Genomic DNA, 21,826 nt, shown 5'->3' on the forward strand with positions numbered 1-21,826 from the left:
ATAAAGGAAATAGCGCCCAAGAACATGGAGAAAAGCAAGCTAACCAGGAAACCGATCCGCCCAGAACCCCGTTTTGCCTGTTAAGGCAAAAGTGTTGCGCGCCACACCCCCTGCCACAGCTTTGCTACGACTTGTTGTGGCAGAGGCCCCAGATTCTTCACCACCTGAGTGAAGAAACAAAAACGCCACCGTCCAGGCGATCTTCAACCTGAACGGTGGCGTTTTACTGGTAAAGGGGGGCTGAAGCAGCCCCCTCCAGAGAGGGAGTTACCTGCTTTTAATGATGACCGCTGTACCGGAAGGCCTTACCGAAGAAGCGTTCGCCCAACAGAAAACCGGCACCAACCACCCCGAAGCCGCCCAGACAGATCAGCAGTTCCACCAGGGAGGGTTTATAGGCCAGATAGGTGGGAAGGCTGTCCCAACCGGCATAAACCGGGACCAGCTGGCCGGCCACCACCAGATCGTAGCGCTGAAAATAGGCGCCCACCAGAATCATGATCGCCGCGTAAAATAGAACTTTGTAGTTCTGCATCCGGGTGAGGAGCAGCAACACGAAGGGCAGGGCCATCCCAATTACGGTCTCAAAAACCCAGAAGTTGAAGGAGAGCGGGCCCTTGAGCAGACTGAGGGCGGCCATTCTGCCCTCCTCGGTCCCACCCACGAAGGGGGCCACGAATTTCCAAACCGTGGCCACCGCGATCAGTACCAGGGTCAGGAGCATAACCTTGCCCGCTCCCTGCAAGCCCTCCCGGGTGGCGGCACTCATCTCTTCTCCCCGCATCCGGTGGGCTATGGTGGTGAACATGATGATCGCCGCCGCGCCGGTCATAACCGCCGAGGCCAGAAAATAGATGGGCAACTGGGAGCCGTACCACAAGGGCCGGGCGGGGATGGTGGCAAATACCGCCCCCAGGGTGGTGTTGGCGGCAACTTCAGCCAGAGCACCCAGCACCCCCAGGGTCACCGCCAGGGCATATCGCTTGGAGAGGATCAGATAAAACTCCACCAGCATGAATCCCACCGCCATGCTGTAGAGGGTACCCATCCACCAGATATTGGAAGTAATGTTGGGGGAGAGCATATTGTAGAGCAGCATTCGATGGGGGTTCTTCAATTCCAGGCCGATGATCAGAAAGGCGCCGAAAATAACGATGATGGATAGGAAAACCATCCGGTTGGCCAGGGGGGCCAGCCGGTTACTGCCGAAAATGTGGCTCACCACCGCCAACAGACAGAGACCGGTGGAGATGATGGCGAAGTAAGCGTAGTTGGAGATCAGGATCCCCCAGGCCACCTCCCGGGTGTTGTTAAATGCCGCCAGGTGACCCACCACCTGGGCGTAGAGCCCGGCACCAACTCCCAGCAGGATAAACACCACAAACATGATGGTGGCTTTATTGATGGCAGGAGTCCCGACCTCCGGCTCCGCCAGCTCGTCAAAGGATAATGTTTTCAACATGAAATTCCCTCCCTAAGGAAAATATAAGCTCAATTAAGTAAATAGTCTGTCCTGTTACAATCACCGGATATATGGCGATCAATCCTGGCCGGTTAAGCGCCTAACTCCCTTGACCCCGATATGGCAGGTGGTGCAACGGGTGCTGGCGGCAAAAACCACAACACCGTTGTGACAGGCGCCGCAATATTTACCCTGATACATCGCCTCCATGGTGAAATCATCCTGCTTTTCGGCGGCCCCGGCCTGATACTCGAAAAGGTCGGTATGGCAGTGATGACATTGGAGGCCGGCATCCCGAGTATGGGGAAGATGCTCGAAAACCACCCCCTCCACCGGTTTACTCCAGATGATGGGCTCCTCGGGGCCGTAATATCCGCCACCGATGGCCTGGCCCAGGCCAACCAACAGAAATCCCGCCACCACGGCCAGGCCCAGTACCCTCGTTAACTTTCTTTTTTCGCGCTGCATAATTGTCCTCATCTATCAGAAATTAGCAAAATTACCGTGGAGTTGGATCAAGCTCAGGCATTCATGTAGAAGACGTTGGGCAGCGCTCCGGTTTCCGGACGCAGCACCCAGATCACCCGCTCGGGGGTATGGATCAATTTGTAAGCCGGGCTGTTTTGGTCGGTGAGATCACCGAAAACCCGCACCCCGGCCGGGCAGGCTTCGGCGCAGGCAGTGGTGGTTTCCCCCTTGGAGAGCCGGGAGTTCCAGCAAAAATCACACTTATCCACGGCCCGATTTTTTTCCTTGAAATAGCGCGCGTTATAGGGGCAGGCGACCATACAGGTCTTGCAGCCGATGCACCGCTTGCCGTCCATGATCACGATCCCGGTCTTTTTATCTTTATAGGTGGCGGTGGTGGGGCAAACCCGCACGCAGGGAGGACGGTTGCATTGGTTGCAAAGCACCGGCATAAAAACCGTTTCGGTACCCCCGCGCTGAATCGGCCGCTGCTGCTCCATGATGGTGGTCCGATAACCGTAGGAGGGAACATCATTGGTCCGCACGCAAGCCTCCATGCAACGCTCGCAGTCGATACAACGGTTCTGCAGCATCACCATGGTATAATGGGGGCTGTAAGGGAATCGGCCGGCGGCTGGCACCACGCCCGTGCTGCTCTGGGCAAAACGGGTGGAGGTCAAGGAGAGTACGGTTCCCCCGGCAAAAACACCCATAACCCCCAAACCAAAGCGTAAAAAGCGACGCCGCTCCTCGGAGGGAAGGTTTTCCACCCCTTCGTTTTCCAACTTCTCAAAGTCAGATATTTTCATCCTCATTTCTCCTCTAATCTCATTTTATTGGCATGCGACATGTTGCACCCCCCCGGAGCCCAGCTAACATCCTTAAAATTAAAGGCTTTTATTTTCAGCCTAATTACCTTGCAATAAGCCCCGGGCATTTTAATTTGACAGTTCAACATGTCAAGATAATTTTCGGAGAGTTTACCGGGAATTTACCTGCTTCACCCTTCAGGCCGCGACATAAGAGTGTGGCATAACGCTTCGTATTCAGATTATTCTAACCTGAACCGTCTCGACGAATTTACCGCCGGCCAGGATGTCGGAAAGAATGATTACCCGTTCACCATCGCGCACAATTCCTTTGGTCAGCAACTGTTCGAGGGCGCGCTGAATGGTAATTTCGGGATCGCTGGAAAGCTGAACCTTAAAGGCGTTAACCCCCCAGTAGATTCCCAGCCGCCGGCGGACATGGGTGGTGTTGGTAAAGGCGAAGATCGGCGCCCCCGGCCGGCAGCGCGCCAGCAGGGCCGCCATCAAACCGCGCCGGGTGATCACCACAATACCAGCCACCTGCAGGTTGTTGCCCAGCATGGCGGCGCTGCGGGAGATCTCCTCTTTGGAACGGACACGTTCTTCGGCCGCCGGGGAGGGGCCCGCCGGGGTTGGCCCTTCCGGCACCACCGGACAGCCGCTGTTGCGGCAATCCCGGCCCAAAAGGCGGGAAGATGACGGACGCTCATCCCACCCTCTACCCCGACCCTCGACCAGATGACGCTCGATCCGGCGAGCCACCGTGTCCATCACCTCCAGGGCCCGGTAGGGATAACGACCGGTGGCGGTCTCCCCGGAGAGCATGATCGCGTCGCTGCCCTGCTGCACGGCGTGGGTTATATCGGTAACTTCGGCCCTGGTGGGGGTGGGATTGACAATCATCGACTCCAGCATGTGGGTGGCCACGATCACCGGCTTGCCGCCCAGCCGGCATTTCTCGACAATGGCGTCCTGGAGCAGGGGGACATCCTCATAGGGCAGCTCCGCTCCCAGATCGCCCCGGGCGACCATCACCCCGTCGGCCACCGCGATGATCCGGTCCAGCACCGGAATCGAGGCCGCGCTTTCAATCTTGGCCAGTACCTCCACCGAGACCCCACGGGTCTCCAAATGCTGCTGGAGCTGAACAATGGGCTCGGGACTCCGGACAAAGGAGAGGGCGATGAAATCAACCCGCTGCTCGATGCCAAACTCGATATCCAGCCAGTCCTGCTCGGTGATCGCCGGCAACTCGGCACTTTTGCCCCGGACATTGAGGTGGCGCCGCGAACCCAGCACCCCCTCATCCAAGGACTGGCAGCGAACATCGGTGCGGCCAACCTCCAACACCTTAAGCCGGAGCATTCCACCATCCACCAGGATGATATCCCCCGGGGCCACCTCGGCCACAAAACCATCGTGGCTGACCTCAACGCAGTAAGGCTCCAGTTCGGCCTGCCGCCGGGTGGTCAGGGTCAGGATATCACCCACCCGCAGGGGTAGGTCCTGCTTGAGATCGCCGCTGCGGATCTCCGCCCCCCGGGTATCAAGCAGAATGGCCACACAGCCGGCAAATTTTTTGTTGTAGCGCTTAATGTTATTGATAACTTGGCCATGCCATTCCCGGCTGCTGTGGGACATATTGAGCCGGGCCACGTTCATCCCCTGCTCGGCCAGTTGCCTGATCGCCTCGAATGATGCGGTTTTAGGCCCGATGGTGCAGACTATTTTGGTTTTGCGCAACGGGAGTCGCCCCGCCTCTGCCTGCTCAGTAAACATCACATTGCTCCCTCTGCCGTTGACTTTTGCCCGCACCCGCAGCAAAGTGTGCCTCCGCTCCTGAATTGGGCATCCGCACTGTAGCAGGTTATGGCCCGGCAGAGCAAGCCCGGGATCACCAACATTTGAACCAGGCGCCCAAGGGCAACACATGACGATGGCAAAAGATAACCCCCCGCTTTTCCGGGATAAATACTTAACGGAACTAAGAGAGCTGGCCAGCCTGAGCCTGCCGCTGATCCTGGCCCAGCTCTCCCACATGGCCATGGGGTTTGTCGACACGGTGATGGCGGGGCGGGTCAGCCCGGCGGATCTGGCGGCGGTGGCCATCGGCGGCAGTGTCTGGTTTCCGGTCATGCTCTTTGTGGCCGGCATCCTGATGGCCATTACCCCCATCGTGGCCCAGCAGTTTGGGGCCGGCAACCACCGAGCCATTCCCGCCGCCCTCCGCCATGGCCTGTGGATCGCCCTGGCCCTGGGGCTGGCCGGTTTTGTCCTGCTGCGCAACATGGGGTGGCTGCTGGAGCTGCTCAACCTGGAAAGCGAGGTGCGGAGGCTGGCGGCGGGTTACCTGCAAGCGGTGGCCTGGGGTTTTCCCGCCCTGGCCCTCTACCAGGCCATGCGCTCCTTCAGCGAGGGGGTCTCCCTGACCCGCCCCATCATGCTGATCGGTTTTTTGGGACTGGCTTGTAATATCCCCGCCAACTACATCTTGATCTACGGCAAACTGGGCTTGCCCGCCCTGGGCGGCGTGGGCTGCGGCTGGGCCACCGCCCTGGTGATGTGGGTGATGATGCTGGCCTTGGGAGGCTTGATCCTTTATGGCCGCGGCTACCGCTTTCTCCCACCACTGCTGAGCTGGCAGCCTCCCTCCGTTGTCCAACTGGGGCGGATCTTGCGCCTGGGCTTTCCCATCGGAATCTCTTTTTTTATCGAAACCAGCCTCTTTGCGGCGATCGCCCTGCTGGTGGCCTCCCTGGGGGCCGAGGTGGTGGCCGGCCACCAGATCGCCCTCAACTTCACCTCCCTGATCTTCATGGTGCCCCTCAGCTTCTCCATGGCCATCACCATTCGGGTGGGCCAGGCCATCGGTCGCCGCGACCTGGAGGCGGCCCGCTTCAGCGCCCGGAGCGGAATTTTTACCACCATGCTCATCGCGGCCATCTTTTCCAGCGCCATCCTGCTTCTGGCCCCGGCCATCGCCGCTCTCTACACCCCCGATCCGGCGGTCCGCCAAGTGGCCGTGAGCCTGCTCTTCTTCGCCGCCCTGTTCCAGATCTCCGATGCCCTCCAAGTCAGCGCGGCCGGCGGTTTGCGGGGATACAAGGATACCCGGATACCCATGGTCATCACCTTCATCGCCTTCTGGTTCATCGGCCTGCCCATCGGATATCTGCTGGCCCTTTCCGAAAGGGTGGGGCTGAAACTGGGGGCCAGCGGGTTCTGGATCGGCCTGGTGGCTGGCTTAACCACGGCGGCCCTGCTGCAAAGTTGGCGACTGTGGTCGGTGCAACGAGGCAACCGGGCCGGCTTGAACAGCTGACCCCCTTTTTTTGTCCTAAGAGAAATTATTATTGAATTTGGCTGCAAATTATGATTGTTAAGAAAGCCGTGGCATAATGGTCAGTAAAAGTTTGAGGCAATGATGCCTTTCATCAGGTATCTTTCTGTGACCACGGCGTTTTTCGCCAAAATTACCCCAAGGAGGTAGCAGAATGCAAGGTGGTTCCGAACAAACTACACCGACAACCCAAGAAAAGAGCGTCCTTTCTAGGCGGAAGTTTTTAACCGCCGCCGGAATCGTGGCCGCCGGCGGGGTCCTCACCGCCCGCAATCTCATTTCGGCCGAACCGCCGACGGCGGCGGCTCCCCCCCCCCTGCCCTGGCGTTACACCAAACTCGATCCCCTGGAGGCGGGCCGGCGGGGTTATAAAAATTATCTTGAAAAAGGTGGCTGAGGCTCCGGCGCCTGGCTGGGGGTCCTCAGCCTTATGAAGGAGCAGATCGGTTATCCCTACACCATGCTGCCCGACGACATGTTCCAACACGGCGGCGCCGGTTACGGCGGCCAGGGCACCCTCTGCGGGTCCCTGGGGGCCTGTTCGGCAATCATCAACCTGGTGGCCATGGATCAGCACTTCAGCCACAACGCCATCGTGGCCGACCTGATCAACTGGTACGCCTCCGCCACCTTCCCCACTAGCCGCTTTGACGACATCTGCCGTTTCCCCGAGCAGATCAAGGTCTCCCCCAACTCTCCCCTCTGCCATATTTCCGCTTCCACCTGGACCGTGGCGGCCGGGACCAACGTGGATTCCTACGAGCGGAAAGACCGTTGCGCCAAGGTGGCTGGCGAAGTCGCCTACCAGACGGTGCTGCGGCTCAATGCCTATGTGGATGGCAGTTACGCCCCCAGCGCCCCCGGCCCCTCCGAGGCCACGGCCTACTGCCTGAACTGCCATGGCCCGGCGGCCTTCAACAACCAGCAGGGCAAAATGTCCTGCATGTTGTGCCATAGCGACCATACCAAGTAAAAGCTAAGCTTTACGGCCTTGGGCAAAGGCCGGCGGGTAAACAAAAAGGGCGAATCAAGCTTAATTGTTTGATTCGCTTTTTTTCGTGGCGAGCGGAACGAGAGATAGGGGTTGAGACTTTATTTTTGCTATGAATTCAAGCTGATGGGGTGGCGCAGGTTCATTCGCCGTTCACCAGAGTAGAATTGGGATATCCCGAGGACTTCACCGACGCCGGCGGAGGGATCGGAGGTTTCACCGCGACCTATTGCCCCTTTGGCCGGACGCTCCCCTTCGGGTGGCGGTGACAGTAAGATTCTGTCCGGCTTTTGCAGCCTCGTTTCCGGTTGACGGGTTTGTTGGCAGGGGTTAGAAGGAGGTGGGGCGGAGGCCAGCCCTGCCGCCGGACTGCGCTTGGCTGCTCTTTGTACGCTGCTGTGCAACAGTTTGCGTGAATTCATTACGAGCTTGTGATGTTTGTCGGCGTCACAAAAGTGGCGATGACGGGGCGCGCTTCTTAGCCAGCTGCTTTTGCATCAACGATCACCAGGTTTTGTAACTTTTTTTCGGCATTGCTGCCGATGATCGACAGCGAGGTTGTCATGTTTGAGGTCGCCGAACTTGGCCGCAAGGTTACCAAGTCCGAGTTCAAGGACGCTTTGCCGCAGCTGCGGGCGGAACTTACCGAAGTTCAGCGGCGGTTACGGGACAGCGGCGTGGCGGTGCTGGTGATTGTGGAGGGGGTTGAGGGGGTCGGAAGGGGAGAGGTGGTCAACCGGCTCAACGGCTGGCTGGATACTCGCGGCACCGAAACCCACGCCTTTTGGGATGTTTCCAGCGAGGAACAGTCTCATCCCAGGTACTGGCGGTACTGGAAGAGCCTGCCGGCCCGGGGCAAGATTGGTCTGTTTTTCGGCGGCTGGTATTCAGAGCCCCTGCTGCGCGGTTGCAACGGGGAGTGGGATGAGGTCAGGATTGCGGCCGCCGCCAGCCGCATCCGGGATCTGGAGCGGATGCTGGCCCTCGAAAATGTCCTGATCGTCAAGTTCTGGTTCCATCTGCAGCGGACCCAGCAGAAGCGCCGCCTCAAGGAGCTACGGGATGATCCGGCCAGCCGTTGGTCACGCACCGGGCGGGATGGCAGCGTCCTGGATTATCACGATTTCCTGCGAACCGGGGAGCGGGTTATCCGGGAAACCGATACTGCTTTGGCGCCGTGGTACCTGATTGAATCCGGCGATTCCCGCTACCGGGATCTCACCGTTGGCCGCACCCTCTACCAAACTATCCGCGAACGCCTGGATCTCGGCTGCCCCGACTGCGAGTCTGAAACCCTGTCCCATGCCCCCAGTCTGCCGGATGCCGCCGACGGGCGGCTTACCATCCTCGATCATGTTCCCTTGCATAAGCAGGTGGACAAGGCTGATTATACTAAGCGGCTGGCAAAATCCCAGCGGCGGTTGCGGGCACTGACTTGGAAAGCGTACAAATCGGGTCGGGCCAGCGTGCTGGTGTTTGAAGGTTGGGATGCGGCCGGCAAGGGTGGAACCATCCGCCGCCTGACGGCGGGCATTGATGCCCGTCTCTATCGGGTGGTGCCGGTGGCTGCCCCCAGTGATGAGGAACTGGCCCATCACTATCTCTGGCGTTTCTGGCGCCATGTGCCGGCGGCCGGCCGGATGACCATCTTTGACCGCTCCTGGTACGGGCGGTTGCTGGTGGAGAGGGTGGAGGGACTGGCCGAGGCGAATCAGTGGCGCCGAGCCTATCACGAGATCAATAAATTCGAGCAGCAACTGGTGGAACATGGCATTCTGGTTCACAAATTCTGGTTGCATATCAGTGAACAGGAGCAGCTTAACCGTTTTCTGGCCCGTAAGGATATCGCCTACAAGCAGCATAAACTGACCGACGAGGACTGGCGCAACCGGGAGAAACGCTCTTATTACGAGGCGGCGGTCAACGAGATGGTGTTTCGCACCAGTACCGAACAGGCGCCCTGGACGTTGGTGGCCGCCGAAGATAAACGTTTCGGCCGGCTGGCGGTGATCGACACCCTTTGTGATCGTCTTGAAGAATTGCTATGACCGACGGTGGGTGCCGGAAAAGTGGATCGCCGGTTTGGGAGTGAGGGTCGCCCTGTTTCAAAGGAAATTCCTATTACCCACTCTTGGACCACAAAAAATAAAAACGACCGGTTTTTGGGCCAATTTACTGGCAAAAAACAAAAAGGGAAACCAAGCCTATATGCTTGATTTCCCTTTAGTTTTCGTGGTGAGCGGAGCGGGATTCGAACCCACGACCTTTAGCTCCGGAGGCTAACGCTCTATCCAGCTGAGCTACCCGCCCACGAATGCGAGCCCGCAGTTACTGGCCTGCGGATTTCACGAGGGCCTGATTACCATGGATCGGCCCTCCCGTAAAGATTTTTATCGTGCCCCCCGGCGCCGGGGACCGGGGATGCCCCGGCTAAATTTCAGCGTCTCACCCTCCTTGCTCACCGTCACGCCGGCGGCCAGATGGGCAAGAACCCCATCTTGGGGGCGGCCGGCCCCGGCCAGCAGCTGCTCGATCTGCCGGACGGAGGGGCGCAGGGCCAAAGCCCAGAGGGCCTTCTCCAGCAGCCGCCGTCGCAGAGCAACCGGCTGGGCGTTGAAAACGACCAGGTCCAACCCCAATTGGTCAAGTCGCCCCCCGCCCTCCGGTCGGGCCAAAACCCGGGCTTGCCGATAAGCCTCGTCGGCCAGGTGTCCCAGCAACTCCTCCTCATCCCGCAGCACCCCGGCGGTTCGGCGCAGGGTTTCCCGGACATTGGGATTGAAACGCTCCTCCAACCAGGGCAGCAGCTCCAGCCGCACCCGGTTGCGCAGGAAACGCAGATCGTGATTGGAGCTATCCTCAGCATAAGCGAGGCCACGTTGACCCAGGTAGTTCAACACCTCAGCCTTGGTCACCGCCAGCAGAGGGCGAATGATCTTCAACCCGGCCGGCACCGCCGCCGACTCTCCTGCCCGCCGCCCAGCATGGCGCAAACGCTCCATCCCGCCCAAACCCTTGCGGGCGGTACCCCGCAACAGTCGCAGCAACAGCTCTTCGGCCTGATCGTCGGCGGTATGGGCCACCGCCAGGCAATCGGCCCCCAGTTGGGCGGCGATGTCGGCCAACGATCGATAACGCAGCTCACGAGCGGCATGTTCCAGGGAAAGACCCTCTTGCCGGGCATGATCGCGCGTCGCCACCTTACCGTTACGCCAGGGGATTTTAAGCCGGTGGGCGGCCGCCGCCACCAGCTCCCGCTCCCCTCCGGTTTCCGCCGGTCGCAGGCCATGATCGACGTAGGCCGCCGCCAGCCGGAAGCCACCGGCGGCCGCGAGAGGTCCCAAGGCGTGGAGCAGGGCCATGGAATCGGGCCCGGCGGAAACCGCCACCAGGACCAGCTCCCCGGTCTTGATCAGCCGGTAACGCGCAATCTCCCGACCCACCTTTTTTTCCAGCGGATGCATCACCACCGACCTGATTTGCCAAGATAAGGTTCAATAACCAAGAAACGGTTGCCAAGCGGGGCGTTCTTGAACATACTGTGTACTCAGTACGCCGCCCGTGGCGACCGAGCCTGCCGGTAAAGAGTCAAACCCAGAGAGGAGTCTTAACCATGAAAGTTCGCAAGGCCGTTATTCCCGTTGCCGGGCTGGGCACCCGTTTTCTCCCGGCCAGCAAGGCGATCCCCAAAGAGATGCTGACCATCGTCGATCGGCCCACCATTCAGTATATCGTGGAAGAGGTGGTGGCCTCCGGCATCGAGGTGATCATCTTTATCACCAGCGAGGGCAAATCCGCCATCGAAAACCACTTCGACTACAATTTCGAGCTGGACACCCTGCTGCGCCAGAAAAACAAGATCGACCTCTGCGAAGAGGTCTGCCATATCTCCAACCTAATCGATATCATTGCGGTCCGCCAGAAAAAGCCCCTGGGTCTGGGACATGCCATCTGGAGCGCCCGTAACGTGGTGGGCAATGAACCCTTTCTGGTTTTACTGGGCGACGACCTGGTCCTTTCCGACCAACTGCCCTGCTGCCAGCAGATGCTCAACCTCTACGACGAGGTTCAGGAATCGATTGTAGCCGTCCAACAGGTTTCCCCGGAGGAGGCCAGCCAGTATGGAATCGTCGAGGGAGAGCTGGTCCGGGAGGGGGTTTACTCGGTGCAGCGCATGGTGGAAAAACCGGCGCCCGGCACCACCGATTCCGACCTGGCGATTATCGGCCGCTATCTGTTGCAGCCCGATATCTTCGATATTCTGGAGAAGACCACCCCCGGCCATGGCGGCGAGATCCAGCTCACCGACGCCCTCCAGGCCCTGGCCAAGAAACGGCCCATGTACGCTTACCAGTTCCAGGGCACCCGTTTTGACGCCGGCGACAAGCTGGGCTATCTCAAGGCCATTGTGGCCTTTGCCATGCGGCACCCGGCCCTGGGCAAGGATTTCAAAAAACATCTCAAAGAGGTCTGCGCGGCGCTGTAAGCGACCAGCTCGCCATGTCCCAAGATCCTCCGCTCTACTTCGAGGTGGCGGTTTTAGCCCCGATTTACCACACCCTGACCTATGCCCCGCCCCCCGGGGTGAGCCGGCTGGCCCCCGGCCACCGGCTGCTGGTCCCCCTGGGCCGCCGCCAGCTAACAGGCTATCTGTTGGCCTGCGGCACCAACCCGCCGGTCGTCAAACCAGGGAAAAAAGAGCCCGCTGAACCGGAGGAGATGGCGGCCGGCAAAATCAGGGCCGCCCTGGCCGTCCTTGACCCGGAACCCCTGTTCCCCGGCAGCCTGGTCCCCTTTTTCCGCTGGGTCGCCGACTACTATCACCATCCCATCGGTGAAGTGATTCAAACCGCCCTGCCCGCCGGACTCAGCCGTCGGAGCGTCAACGTTATCAGGCTGACCGCCGAGGGCGCCAAGACTCTGGCCGGTCGCGGCCAGCCCGATGAAGCTCCGGAGTGGCTGGAGGAGCTGCTGACCGCGGGCGAGCTCAGCCCGGCCCGCAGTGCCACCATTATCCGACGGCGGCAGCCACCCCTGGCCCGCTGGCAGAAGCGGGGCTGGCTGGAGATCGCCAGCCGTCTCAAACTGGAGAATGTTCGCCCCAAGAGCGAAACGGTGGTGATCCTTCCCAATGCCTCCACCGAACCCCTCGACCGACCGCTCAAACCATCGGAAAAAAAGACCCTGGCCCTGGCAAGGAAGCTGGCCGGAGACAACCCCAGCGGCCTGCCCCGGCGGGAGCTGGTCAGGGAGTATGCCGGCGCCGCCCGGGTTTTGAAGAATCTGGCGGCCCTGGGTCTGGTCAAGCTGGAGGAGCGGCGGCTCTACCGCGACCCCTTTGGCGAACCCCCGCCATTTTTCGCCAAACCCGACCGGCTGACCGCTGAACAGCAGAGGGTGATGGCCCAACTCCTGCCCGCCATCCAGGCGGGCGGTTACGCCCCCTTTCTGCTCCACGGCATCACCGGCAGCGGCAAAACCGAGATCTATCTGCGGGCCGCCGAAGCGGTGCTGGCCCAGGGACGCCAGGTACTGGTGCTGGTGCCGGAGATCGCCCTGGCCACCCAGCTTGAAGGCCATTTCTGCTCCCGCTTTGGGGAGGCGGTGGCCCTGCTCCACAGCGGCCTTTCCGCCGGTGAACGCTTCGACCAGTGGAGCCGGCTGCTTGGCGGTGAAGCCCAGATCGCCATTGGGGCCCGCTCGGCGATCTTTGCCCCCCTGCCCGACCCCGGCCTGATCATCGTCGACGAGGAGCACGATCCGGCCTACAAGCAGGAGGAGCAGTTACGCTACAACGCCCGCGACCTGGCCCTGCTCCGGGGCCTGCAACAACAGGCCACGGTGATTCTCGGTTCAGCCACTCCGGCGGTAAGCAGCTATTACCAGGCCCAAAAAGGAAAGTTTCGCCTGCTGACCATGGGGGCCAGGATCGATGACCGCCCCCTGCCGACGGTGGAGATCATCGATCTCAAAGAGGTCAAAACCGTCTCCGGCTATCCGCCCCTCTTCTCGCCGCAACTGGTCCGGGCCCTGAAGGAAAACCTGGCCGCCGGCCATCAATCCCTGGTGTTCCTCAATCGGCGGGGCTGGGCCAACCTGATGCTCTGCAAGGATTGCGGCCGCCCGGTCCAGTGTCAGCACTGCCAGGTCAGCCTGACCCTGCACAAGCAACGGGGGCAGTTGCTTTGCCACCATTGCGGCTATCACCTGCCCCGTGATCTCCTCTGCCCCAACTGCCGCTCCGGCTCCCTGGTCTCGACCGGTTTCGGCACCGAACGGCTGGAGGAGGAGTTGCGCCGGCTCTTGCCCAAGGCCCGCATCGCCCGCCTGGACCAGGACACCACCAAAGACCGCAGCCAGTTCCTCAAGGTACTCAAGGCGGTGCGGGATCTGGAGATCGACATCCTGATCGGCACCCAGATGATCACCAAGGGGCATCATTTCCCCCGGGTAACCCTGGTGGGAATCGTCTGGGCCGATGCCGGGCTGGGAATTCCCGATTATAAGGCGGGGGAGCGCACCTTCCAACTGCTGACCCAGGTCACCGGCCGGGCCGGCCGGGGCGAATTTCCCGGCCGGGTGCTGGTCCAAACCCTCCAGGCCGACCACTATTCCATCACCATGGCCCAAAACCATGATTACCAGGGGCTCTATCAACAGGAGATCGCCCAGCGCCGCCGCCTCAACTTTCCCCCCTTGGGACGGCTGATCAATCTCCGCCTGGATGGGGAACAGGAGGAGCGGGTCCGGGAGCTGGCCACAAGCCTGGGCGCGCTCGCGATCCGGCTCAGTGGCGGCCGGATCGCGGTGCTGGGACCCTCCCCGGCGCCTTTGGCCCGGTTGCGGGGGCGTTATCGCTGGCAACTGCTGCTCAAAGGGAGCGGGGTTGAAGAGCTCCATCGCCTCTGCGGCCGGATTTGCGCCGAATATCCCCGCCTGCCGGGGGCTTCCACGGTTAAATTGAGCCTGGACGTTGACCCCGAAAACATGGTATAGCATTAACCGTCCAAACCGCTTGGCGATCATCGCCAACTCTTACTGACAGGCTCACCCAACGAAAAGATCATGGCTATCTTACCGATTGTTAAATTTCCCGAGGCGGTATTGAAGGGCAAGGCCAGGCCGGTTACGGTTTTCGACGAGCAGTTGCGCCGGCTGGTGGCCGATATGATCGACACCATGCACGCCGCCCCCGGGGTGGGGTTGGCGGCTCCCCAGGTGGGGGTGCCCCTGCAGCTGGTGGTGATCGCCGGCCGGGTGGCGTCCCGACCCGGCGAGCCCGGGGAGGAGCGGGAAGCAGAAGCGCCCCTGCCCGATGGTGCCGATGATGCTGATGATGCGGATGATGCCGCGGAAGAGCGGCGCCGCCCTTCCCTGGTGCTGATCAATCCCCGAATCGTCTCCGGCGAGGGCCAGCAGGTGGATGAGGAGGGTTGTCTCAGCGTCCGCGATTATTGCAGCAACGTGAAACGCCTGGCCAGAATCCGGGTCGAGGCCCTGGACCTGGAGGGCCGCCCCCTCAACTTCGAGGCGGAGGATTTCTTCGCCCGGGTGATCCAACACGAACTCGACCACCTGGAAGGAACCCTCTTCATCGACCGGATCAGCTCCCTGAAACGCTCGCTCTATCGGAAAAAACTGAAGAAAATTCTGGCCGACCAACAGGAAGAGCTTTGATGCGCATCATCTATCTGGGTACCCCCGAGTTTGCGGTCCCGCCCCTGACCGCCCTGCTGGAGCATGGCGAGGAGGTGGTGGCGGTGATCACCCAGCCCGACCGCCCCAAGGGACGGGGCAAGAAGTTGAGCCCGCCGCCGGTCAAGGAGCTGGCCCTGGCCCACAAGATTCCGGTGCTGCAACCCAGCAAGATCCGCACCCCCGAATTCCTGGCCGAGATCGGCGCCCTGCAACCCGACTTGCTGGTGGTGGTGGCCTACGGCCGTATCCTGCCCGGACCGTTGCTCAACCTGCCCCCCCACGGCACCATCAACGTCCACGGCTCCCTGCTCCCGGCCTACCGGGGAGCGGCTCCCATTCAGTGGGCGATCCTTAACGGCGATGAGGAGACCGGGGTAACCATCATGCAGATGGATGAGGGGATGGACACCGGTGATATCCTCCTCCAACGCCGACTGGCGATCAAGCCCGACGACACCGCCGCCAGCCTGGCCGCCAGGATGGCTCCCCTGGGGGGCACGGCCCTGGTGGATGCCCTGGAACTGCTGCGGGCCGAGGCCCTCCCCCCCCACAAGCAGGACGACGCCCAGGCCACCATGGCCCCGCTGCTCTGCAAAACCATGGCGCCCATCGACTGGCAGCGATCGGCCCGGGCGATCTCCTGCCAGATTCGCGGCCTGGACCCCTGGCCCCTGGCCCGAACCAACCACGACGAGACCACCCTGCGCCTCTTCAAGCCGGAGCTCGCCGCCGAACCGGCGGGAGCGCCCCCCGGCACCATCACCATGGTCCAGCCCAACCTGAACCGCCTGGGAATTGCCACCGGGGAGGGTTGCCTACTGGTGGGCGAATTGCAACGGGAAGGGGGTAAACGCCTGGCGGTGAGCGATTTCCTCCGCGGTTATCCCTTGAAGCTCGGCGACCGTCTCGGCTAGCAATGTCCAGCCACACCGCCTATCTTGATTGCTTCTCGGGCATCTCCGGCGATATGCTGCTGGCCGCCCTGCTGGACGCCGGTCTGCCCCTGGCCCTCCTGGAGGAGCAACTGGCCCGGCTGCCGTTGTCCGGTTACCAGTTGCAATTCAGCCGGGAGCGGCGAGGGGGGATCAGCGCCGGACATCTACAGGTCAGGGTCGAGGAAAAACAGAACCCGCGCGGTTGGCGGGAGATCAGCGCCCTGCTGGAGCAGGCCGAACTGGCCGCCCAAGTCAAGGAGCTGGCCCGGCGGATCTTCACCGCCCTGGCCGCCGCCGAAGGCAAAATCCACGACTGCCCGCCGGAAAAGGTCCATTTCCATGAGGTGGGGGCCCTGGACTCCATCGTTGATATCGTGGGAGCCGCCATCGGCTTGCACCATTTCGCCATCCGCCACCTGGCCTGCTCTCCCCTGCCCATGGCCCGGGGCTGGGTGAACTGCCAGCATGGCCCCCTGCCCCTGCCCGCCCCGGCCACCATGGAGTTGCTGCGGGGCCTGCCGGTGTATGGCGTGGACCTGGAGATGGAACTGGTCACCCCCACCGGGGCGGCGGTGGTCAAGGCCCTGGCCCAGGAGTTCGGCCCCCTGCCCCCTTTGACCCTCTCTGCCATCGGTTACGGCGCCGGCAGCCGGGAGCGGCCCGACGGCCGCCCCAATCTGCTGCGGCTGCTGATCGGCCGGCCCAAGTTGACCGATGAGAGCCAGGAGGTGGAGGTGATTGAAACCCAGCTTGACGACTGGGCGGCCGAGGGTTTCCCCCATCTCTGCGAGCAGCTCTTTGCCCGCCGGGCCCTGGATGTCTCCCTGACGCCCCTGCTGATGAAAAAGGGGCGGCCCGGCTATCTGCTGCGGGTACTGGCCGACCCGGCCCACGCCCACGACCTTAAAGATTGCCTGCTCAGCGAAACCACGGCCATCGGCCTGCGTTTCCACCGGCAGCAGCGCCTCACCCTGCCCCGCCGACCGGGCCGGGTAACCACCCCCTGGGGGGAGATCGCGGTCAAAAAGGTGGAGACCCCCCAGGGAAGCGTACTCTACCCCGAGTATGAATCCTGCCGGGCGGCGGCCCGGCGCCACCAGGTCCCCCTGCTGCGGATCCACAGCCACGTGGCCGCCCTGCCCCCGGAACAGTGCAAGGAGGAGCAGGATGGATAAGCTGATCATGCTGCTGGCCACCGGTTTCGGCCTGGGCCGTCTGCCCAAGGCCCCCGGCACTTGGGGCACCCTGCCCGCCTTCCCCATCCAGCTCCTCTTGCTGACCCTGGCTCCGCTCACCTACGCCCTGGCCTTGGTCGCCATTTTTATCCTGGCGGTGGTGGTGGCCGGGATGGCGGAAAAGATTCTGGACCGGCCCGACCCCGGCATGGTGGTGATCGACGAGATCATCGGCATGCTGATCGCCCTGATCGCCGTACCGGCCACCCCCCTGGCCTGGCTGGGGGCCTTCCTGCTCTTTCGCTTCTTCGACATCCTCAAACCCTGGCCGATCCGCCTGATCGACCGCCGCTGCCACGGCGGCCTGGGCATCGTCCTCGACGATGTGCTGGCCGGAGTTTACGCCCTGGCCTGCATCCACCTGCTGCTCCATCTCCTGTAGGCCCAACACCAGTTTAACCAGCTTCCAGGCCCCCGCGGCGGCAAGCTCCAGTAGAGCACTCGCCATCCCCAGCCGCCCGTCATGAGGAGGAAAGCTTTTCGACAAACTCCCCGGCCACCCAGCCCCTGACCTTTACCTCCACCTGGTACCAGCCCTTTTGCTCATCGAGGATCTGAAGCTCGGTGTTGCGGGACAAAGGCTGGACGATGGTGGGGCTGTTGACTGAAGGCCCCGAGCGGACGTTGAGGGCTTGGGCCCGGACGATGCCGGAGGCCCGGGCCTCACCGCCGGCCTCCGGCTCATCTTTTCTGTTATCATGCAGCAATCTGTCCCGGAGCTTGTCCAGGGGGAAGGCCGGACCGGGATCGATCTTGCGCCCCGGGGAGATCTCCTCATGGCCGAGGATGTGGCAAATCTGGTAACTGCTTTTTAAAGCCTGGCACAGGCTCAACACCGCTGCAATCTGCTCCTGGGTGAACCGTTCCCAGTATGCTGGTTCCTCCTCGTTGCGATGCACGGCCCTGACCACCTCCTCTTCCGGGTAGCTCCGGCCGAACCAGGAGCGGTAGAGCCCACCGCTTCGCTCCAGTTTGCCGGCATTTACCACTTCAATGCCGATGGAGTAACTGTTCAGCCCCCGCCGGTCCAGGTAGGAGCTGGTGCCGGCATGCCAGGCGATCCGGTTAAAGGGGACCAGCTGCACCAGCCGGCCATCTTTGTCAACCAGCACATGGGCCGAAGCGCTGACCTGGGGATCCTTAAAGGTGTTGAGGGCCGACGCCAGGCTGCCCCCGCCGGTGTAATGGATCACAACGGTGTCCGGGAGGCCGGGGGCAAACTTGCCCCCGCTCTTGTCAACCCAGTCATGGCCGGCAAACTCTGCGGCCAGCCGATGGTCCGCGATCTTCATCATATCATCCCCCCCAGGGTTTAATTAGCGTGGCCACCTATAATCCCACCCCTTTTTCCAGCTCCGCCGGCCGCCAGCCATCGGGGCCAGAGTCCAGCCAGAGAAAATCGGCGTCATGAACCGAGGCGCTGGCGCGATCGATCCGGCCGGGAATCTCGGGCATCACCACCCGGTAGCTGATCGGGGCGTCGCTTACGGCCGCCAGTTGAGCGGGAATCCCATGCTTCCAGGCATGGCCGTTGCCGACCAGCACCACCACCCGATGCTCGGGATTGGCCGCCAGAAAGCGCAGTAGATTGACGGCCATGACCCGATCCCAGAGCAACTGGGCCTGGCAAAAGTTGGTGAAACTGCCAATTCTGGTATGGGCATGGCCCCCCAAGGCCCGGCGGATAAACTCCTCGTAGGCCGGACTGACGAAGCAGCTGAATCCGCCCAGCCCCAAATCCCGGCGTTGCTCATCGGTCAGACTGGCAAAACCCTCCCGGGCCACCCGGCCGGAGATCTCCCGGGGAATGTTGAGCCCCAGCAAGGGGATCCCCTTTTCACGGGCATGGAGAAAGATGGGCCGATAGAGCGGCCACATACTCCAGTTGGCCTGGTAAATCGGCAAAAATTCGGCTTCCTCCAGTTCCTGGGCCACCCACCGATCCAGGGCGCCCTGGTCCTCTCTTTTAAACATCTCCAGCCCCACAGCCACCGCCCCCCCTCTTTGCCCCAGGGCGCGAATGACCTCCAACTGCATCTGGTGGTGCCCTTCATGGTCATGGAGCTCCCCGACAAAAACCAGCCGCACGCCTTCAAGTTCGTCCATAAGCTCGGCAAAGGTGATCTCCCCCTCACCAGCCAGAGCGAGGATGTGGGGGTGCCCCCAAGCCGGGCCGGCCCCAAGAATGAAAAGCGTTGCCGCCAGAAGCGCAACAAAACGAATTCGCATATCTGCCTCTCTATGCTTGCCTTGGTTTGGTTTGTGCCTCGGGGGACTGCCCCCCCTCCGCCTGACGATCCAGCAGCGCCCTGACGGCCCGGACCAGCTCCATCATCTCCAGAGGCTTTTGCAGATAGAGATCGACCCCCTGGGCCTCCGCTCCGGCCTTGCTGGTTATTTCGCTGTGGCCGCTGCAGAGGATCACGGGGGTGCGCGGGCGCAGAGCCTTGACCTCGGCCGCCAGCCGCAGACCGTTCATGGCGGGCATGGTCAGATCGGTGATCACCAGTTGGTAGCGATCCGGGTTCTCCCGGAAACTCTCAAGCCCTTGGGCCCCGTTTCGGCAAACGGTAACCCGATAACCATAGAGGGCCAGAACCTCCCGGCCCAGCTCGGCAATGTTCTCCTCGTCATCGACCAACATGAGCTGTTCGCTGCCGACCCGCAACGGGGCCTCCACCACCGGGGCGGGGATCTGATCGGGCTCCCGATCGACAATGGGCAGATAGACATGGAAGGTGGTCCCCTGGCCCGGCTCACTGTAAACCTTGATGACTCCCCGGTGGCCGCTGACAATGCCGTGGACCACGGCCAGACCCAGGCCGGTTCCCCGGCCGATCTCCTTGGTGGTGAAATAGGGCTCAAAGATCTTAGTCAACGTCTCCGGGGCCATGCCGCAACCGGTGTCACTAACCTCCAGGCGCAGGTAGCGGCCCGGAGGCAGCATGATCAGTTCCGGCCGCCGCTCGTGGGCTGCGACCACGATCTCCCGCAGGGTTACCCCCAACACCCCGCCGCTCTCCAGCATGGAGTGGTAGGCGTTGGTGGCCAGATTCATGATGACCTGATGGAGCTGGGTGGGATCCCCCAGAATGGTGGCGGTACTTTCCAGGGATTGCCGCAGTTCAATGGAAGCGGGGATGGAGGAGCGCAGCAGTTTCAAGGCCTCCTTAACAATCGGGGCAACCTGGACCGACTTTTTCTCGTGTTCCGTTTGACGGCTGAAGGTAAGAATCTGGCTGACCAGATCGGTGGCCCGCTTGATGGCCGCCCTGACCTGGACGGCATTTTGGGCGATCCGCTCATCGTGGCCGACCTTCAGCAGGATCAGTTGAACATAGCCGGCGATGGCCGTCAAAATATTGTTGAAGTCATGGGCAATACCGCCGGCCAGGTTGCCGATGGCCTCCATCTTCTGGGCCTGGCGCAACTGACGCTCCAGGGCCAGCTTCTCGGTGATATCCTTGGCGATATGGACAATTTGGGTAAATTCCCCCTTTTCATCGGCCACCGGCGAGGTGGTGATCAGGAAGGTTTTACCCAGCTTGTCATGGTGGATCTCCGCCGAACTCACCCGGCAATGCTCCATGGTCGCAACCCCCGGGCAGCCTTCACAGGCGGCCGGCAGGTCGGCGAAAACCCGGTAACAGTGCTGGCCGATGAGACTGCCGGGCTCGGCCCCCAGGATGCGGTGGGCGGCCTTATTGGCCCGGATAATCTGGAGATTGCCGTCCATAATGGTAACGATATCACCGATGGCATCAAAGGTCCGCTCCCAGGCGGCATGGGAACTGGCCAGCTTACCGATCAGCCTGCTGAAACTGAGGTGGAGAACCGTCAGGGTAATGCCCAGCAGAATGGCGGAAAAGAACAGGGAGCGGGCGATGAAGGTTCGCTTGGCGGCCAAAGCGCCGGTGATCTCCTGCATGACCACAAAACCACCCAACGGCTCACCTTTAAAGTCGTTAAAAGTGGGAAAGGTATGCAGCAGATAGGTGTTGCCGTCAAGGGTGAAGCGCTGCTCGGCCAGGGAGAGATCCAACTCCCGGGGCAGTTGCCGGAAAAGGGGCTCGCCATGGGTCAGCAGGGTATGCTGACCCAGAACGATGCTCTCCCGGTCGGTGATGACCGCCTGCCAGTTGTCGGTCAGAAAATAGGTGGTGATCGGTGATTCCAGCAGCTTCCGCAGGGATTCCAGCACGGTATCGACCCGGATCCCCAACTCAACCACCCCGGCGTAGGAGCCCTGATGAAAAACCGGCTGAATAACCCGATAGAAGGCGTCGTAGATCCCGATTTCGTAGCCGGTGATCGCTTTTTGTTCCCGGTGAACCTGCTGGATGGCCGGCCGGATCCGGCGGAGATCGTCGCCAAACTTCTCCGGGGTGTGCATCCGGAGAAAGGAGCGGCCATCGGGCAGGTGGTAATGCATGATATATAGATTGGGGTTCTCACGCAGCAGAGCCTGATAAAGGGGGAGGGTCAGCCGGTAAAGCCCCTGGCGGTCCTGGTTGAACAGGGCCGCGCCAATCCCCGGGTTGAGCTGCAGGAGGCTGTGCAGGCGATTTTGGTAAGGGGTGAACGAATAAAGATCGACATTGTTGATGGTTAGTGCGATCGATTCCTGTTGGTCGTGAATAACCCCCTCGATGGTCCGGTCGTGGAGCAGCATCCCCTGGTAAAAAAAAGCCGCCGCCAGGGTGACCACGACAACGGCAACCAGGACTGTGGCCTTTTCCTTCTCATCTTTGGGCAGCAGATTCTTAAGGCGCATCTAGTCCGTTAGTCAAGAGTGCGGTGACAACCGCCCACCGCCTTGCTCCCCCTGGAGTTTAAGAGTCCCTTACGCTTTGCCGCCCCTCCGACAAAACCGTCCAGAGGCATTGTA

At 61.5% G+C, this 21,826-nt stretch carries 18 protein-coding genes and 1 tRNA gene; 10 read left to right on the forward strand and 9 right to left on the reverse strand.

Going from position 1 to position 21,826, the window contains the following annotated elements; genetic code table 11:
• Positions 1–277 precede the first annotated feature (277 nt).
• The 4 genes from nrfD to pyk all read right to left on the reverse strand — a co-directional run bounded on the left by nrfD (position 278) and on the right by pyk (position 4,518).
• Positions 278–1,462, reverse strand: a complete 1,185-nt coding sequence (nrfD, locus tag ACHHRT_RS00900; RefSeq protein WP_395496781.1) for an NrfD/PsrC family molybdoenzyme membrane anchor subunit — start codon at positions 1,460–1,462, stop codon at positions 278–280.
• A 78-nt stretch (positions 1,463–1,540) separates the two neighbouring features.
• Positions 1,541–1,930, reverse strand: coding sequence for a c(7)-type cytochrome triheme domain-containing protein (locus ACHHRT_RS00905; RefSeq protein ID WP_395496782.1), 390 nt, complete (start codon positions 1,928–1,930; stop codon positions 1,541–1,543).
• Between the two features lie 53 nt (positions 1,931–1,983).
• Positions 1,984–2,739 carry a 4Fe-4S dicluster domain-containing protein gene (locus ACHHRT_RS00910; protein WP_395496783.1) on the reverse strand — a complete coding sequence of 252 codons (756 nt, stop codon included), beginning with the start codon at positions 2,737–2,739 and terminating at the stop codon, positions 1,984–1,986.
• Between the two features lie 237 nt (positions 2,740–2,976).
• Positions 2,977–4,518 carry a pyruvate kinase gene (pyk, locus tag ACHHRT_RS00915; RefSeq protein ID WP_395496784.1) on the reverse strand — a complete coding sequence of 514 codons (1,542 nt, stop codon included), beginning with the start codon at positions 4,516–4,518 and terminating at the stop codon, positions 2,977–2,979.
• 157 nt (positions 4,519–4,675) lie between these two features.
• Between pyk and ACHHRT_RS00920 the strand changes: the two genes are divergently transcribed.
• From ACHHRT_RS00920 to pap, 4 genes are all read left to right on the forward strand, one after another.
• Positions 4,676–6,061, forward strand: a complete 1,386-nt coding sequence (locus ACHHRT_RS00920) for an MATE family efflux transporter (protein ID WP_395496785.1) — start codon at positions 4,676–4,678, stop codon at positions 6,059–6,061.
• Between the two features lie 172 nt (positions 6,062–6,233).
• Entirely contained in the window at positions 6,234–6,476 is a 243-nt protein-coding gene (locus ACHHRT_RS00925) for a twin-arginine translocation signal domain-containing protein (RefSeq protein WP_395496786.1), read from the forward strand.
• Between the two features lie 33 nt (positions 6,477–6,509).
• On the forward strand, positions 6,510–7,052 hold the full coding sequence (locus ACHHRT_RS00930) for a split soret cytochrome c precursor (RefSeq protein WP_395496787.1): 543 nt from the start codon (positions 6,510–6,512) through the stop codon (positions 7,050–7,052).
• A gap of 560 nt (positions 7,053–7,612) precedes the next feature.
• Complete coding sequence (gene pap / locus ACHHRT_RS00935; protein ID WP_395496788.1) at positions 7,613–9,118, forward strand: polyphosphate:AMP phosphotransferase; 1,506 nt, start codon at positions 7,613–7,615, stop codon at positions 9,116–9,118.
• A 185-nt stretch (positions 9,119–9,303) separates the two neighbouring features.
• Here pap and ACHHRT_RS00940 read toward each other — a convergent pair.
• Together ACHHRT_RS00940 and tilS are read right to left on the reverse strand one after the other, a co-directional pair.
• Positions 9,304–9,380: transfer RNA gene (locus ACHHRT_RS00940), tRNA-Arg, on the reverse strand.
• Between the two features lie 80 nt (positions 9,381–9,460).
• Complete coding sequence (gene tilS, locus ACHHRT_RS00945) at positions 9,461–10,534, reverse strand: tRNA lysidine(34) synthetase TilS (RefSeq protein WP_395497027.1); 1,074 nt, start codon at positions 10,532–10,534, stop codon at positions 9,461–9,463.
• A 149-nt stretch (positions 10,535–10,683) separates the two neighbouring features.
• Between tilS and galU the strand changes: the two genes are divergently transcribed.
• The 6 genes from galU to ACHHRT_RS00975 all read left to right on the forward strand — a co-directional run bounded on the left by galU (position 10,684) and on the right by ACHHRT_RS00975 (position 17,320).
• Positions 10,684–11,556, forward strand: a complete 873-nt coding sequence (galU, locus tag ACHHRT_RS00950; RefSeq protein ID WP_395496789.1) for a UTP--glucose-1-phosphate uridylyltransferase GalU — start codon at positions 10,684–10,686, stop codon at positions 11,554–11,556.
• A gap of 14 nt (positions 11,557–11,570) precedes the next feature.
• Complete coding sequence (gene priA / locus ACHHRT_RS00955; RefSeq protein WP_395496790.1) at positions 11,571–14,066, forward strand: replication restart helicase PriA; 2,496 nt, start codon at positions 11,571–11,573, stop codon at positions 14,064–14,066.
• A 69-nt stretch (positions 14,067–14,135) separates the two neighbouring features.
• Entirely contained in the window at positions 14,136–14,747 is a 612-nt protein-coding gene (locus ACHHRT_RS00960; RefSeq protein ID WP_395496791.1) for a peptide deformylase, read from the forward strand.
• Positions 14,747–15,682: a methionyl-tRNA formyltransferase gene (fmt, locus tag ACHHRT_RS00965; RefSeq protein WP_395496792.1), complete on the forward strand. Its 936-nt coding sequence runs from the start codon at positions 14,747–14,749 to the stop codon at positions 15,680–15,682. The genes ACHHRT_RS00960 and fmt overlap by 1 nt, the downstream gene beginning before the upstream one ends.
• A gap of 2 nt (positions 15,683–15,684) precedes the next feature.
• Positions 15,685–16,878 carry a nickel pincer cofactor biosynthesis protein LarC gene (gene larC / locus ACHHRT_RS00970; protein ID WP_395496793.1) on the forward strand — a complete coding sequence of 398 codons (1,194 nt, stop codon included), beginning with the start codon at positions 15,685–15,687 and terminating at the stop codon, positions 16,876–16,878.
• Positions 16,871–17,320 carry a phosphatidylglycerophosphatase A family protein gene (locus ACHHRT_RS00975; RefSeq protein WP_395496794.1) on the forward strand — a complete coding sequence of 150 codons (450 nt, stop codon included), beginning with the start codon at positions 16,871–16,873 and terminating at the stop codon, positions 17,318–17,320. The genes larC and ACHHRT_RS00975 overlap by 8 nt, the downstream gene beginning before the upstream one ends.
• A 79-nt stretch (positions 17,321–17,399) precedes the next feature.
• Here the strand turns inward: ACHHRT_RS00975 and ACHHRT_RS00980 are convergent, their stop codons facing one another.
• Genes ACHHRT_RS00980 through ACHHRT_RS00990 form a run of 3 tightly spaced genes read right to left on the reverse strand, consistent with a single transcriptional unit; the run spans position 17,400 to position 21,712 of the window.
• Entirely contained in the window at positions 17,400–18,233 is an 834-nt protein-coding gene (locus tag ACHHRT_RS00980) for an N-acetylmuramoyl-L-alanine amidase (RefSeq protein WP_395496795.1), read from the reverse strand.
• A gap of 34 nt (positions 18,234–18,267) precedes the next feature.
• Positions 18,268–19,167: a ChaN family lipoprotein gene (locus tag ACHHRT_RS00985; protein ID WP_395496796.1), complete on the reverse strand. Its 900-nt coding sequence runs from the start codon at positions 19,165–19,167 to the stop codon at positions 18,268–18,270.
• Positions 19,168–19,177: 10 nt separating this feature from the next.
• A complete protein-coding gene (locus tag ACHHRT_RS00990; RefSeq protein WP_395496797.1) occupies positions 19,178–21,712 on the reverse strand; it encodes a cache domain-containing protein in 2,535 nt (844 codons plus the stop codon).
• Positions 21,713–21,826 lie beyond the last annotated feature (114 nt).

It is taken from the genome of Desulfurivibrio modestus (assembly GCF_044068625.1).
GTDB lineage: Bacteria > Desulfobacterota > Desulfobulbia > Desulfobulbales > Desulfurivibrionaceae > Desulfurivibrio.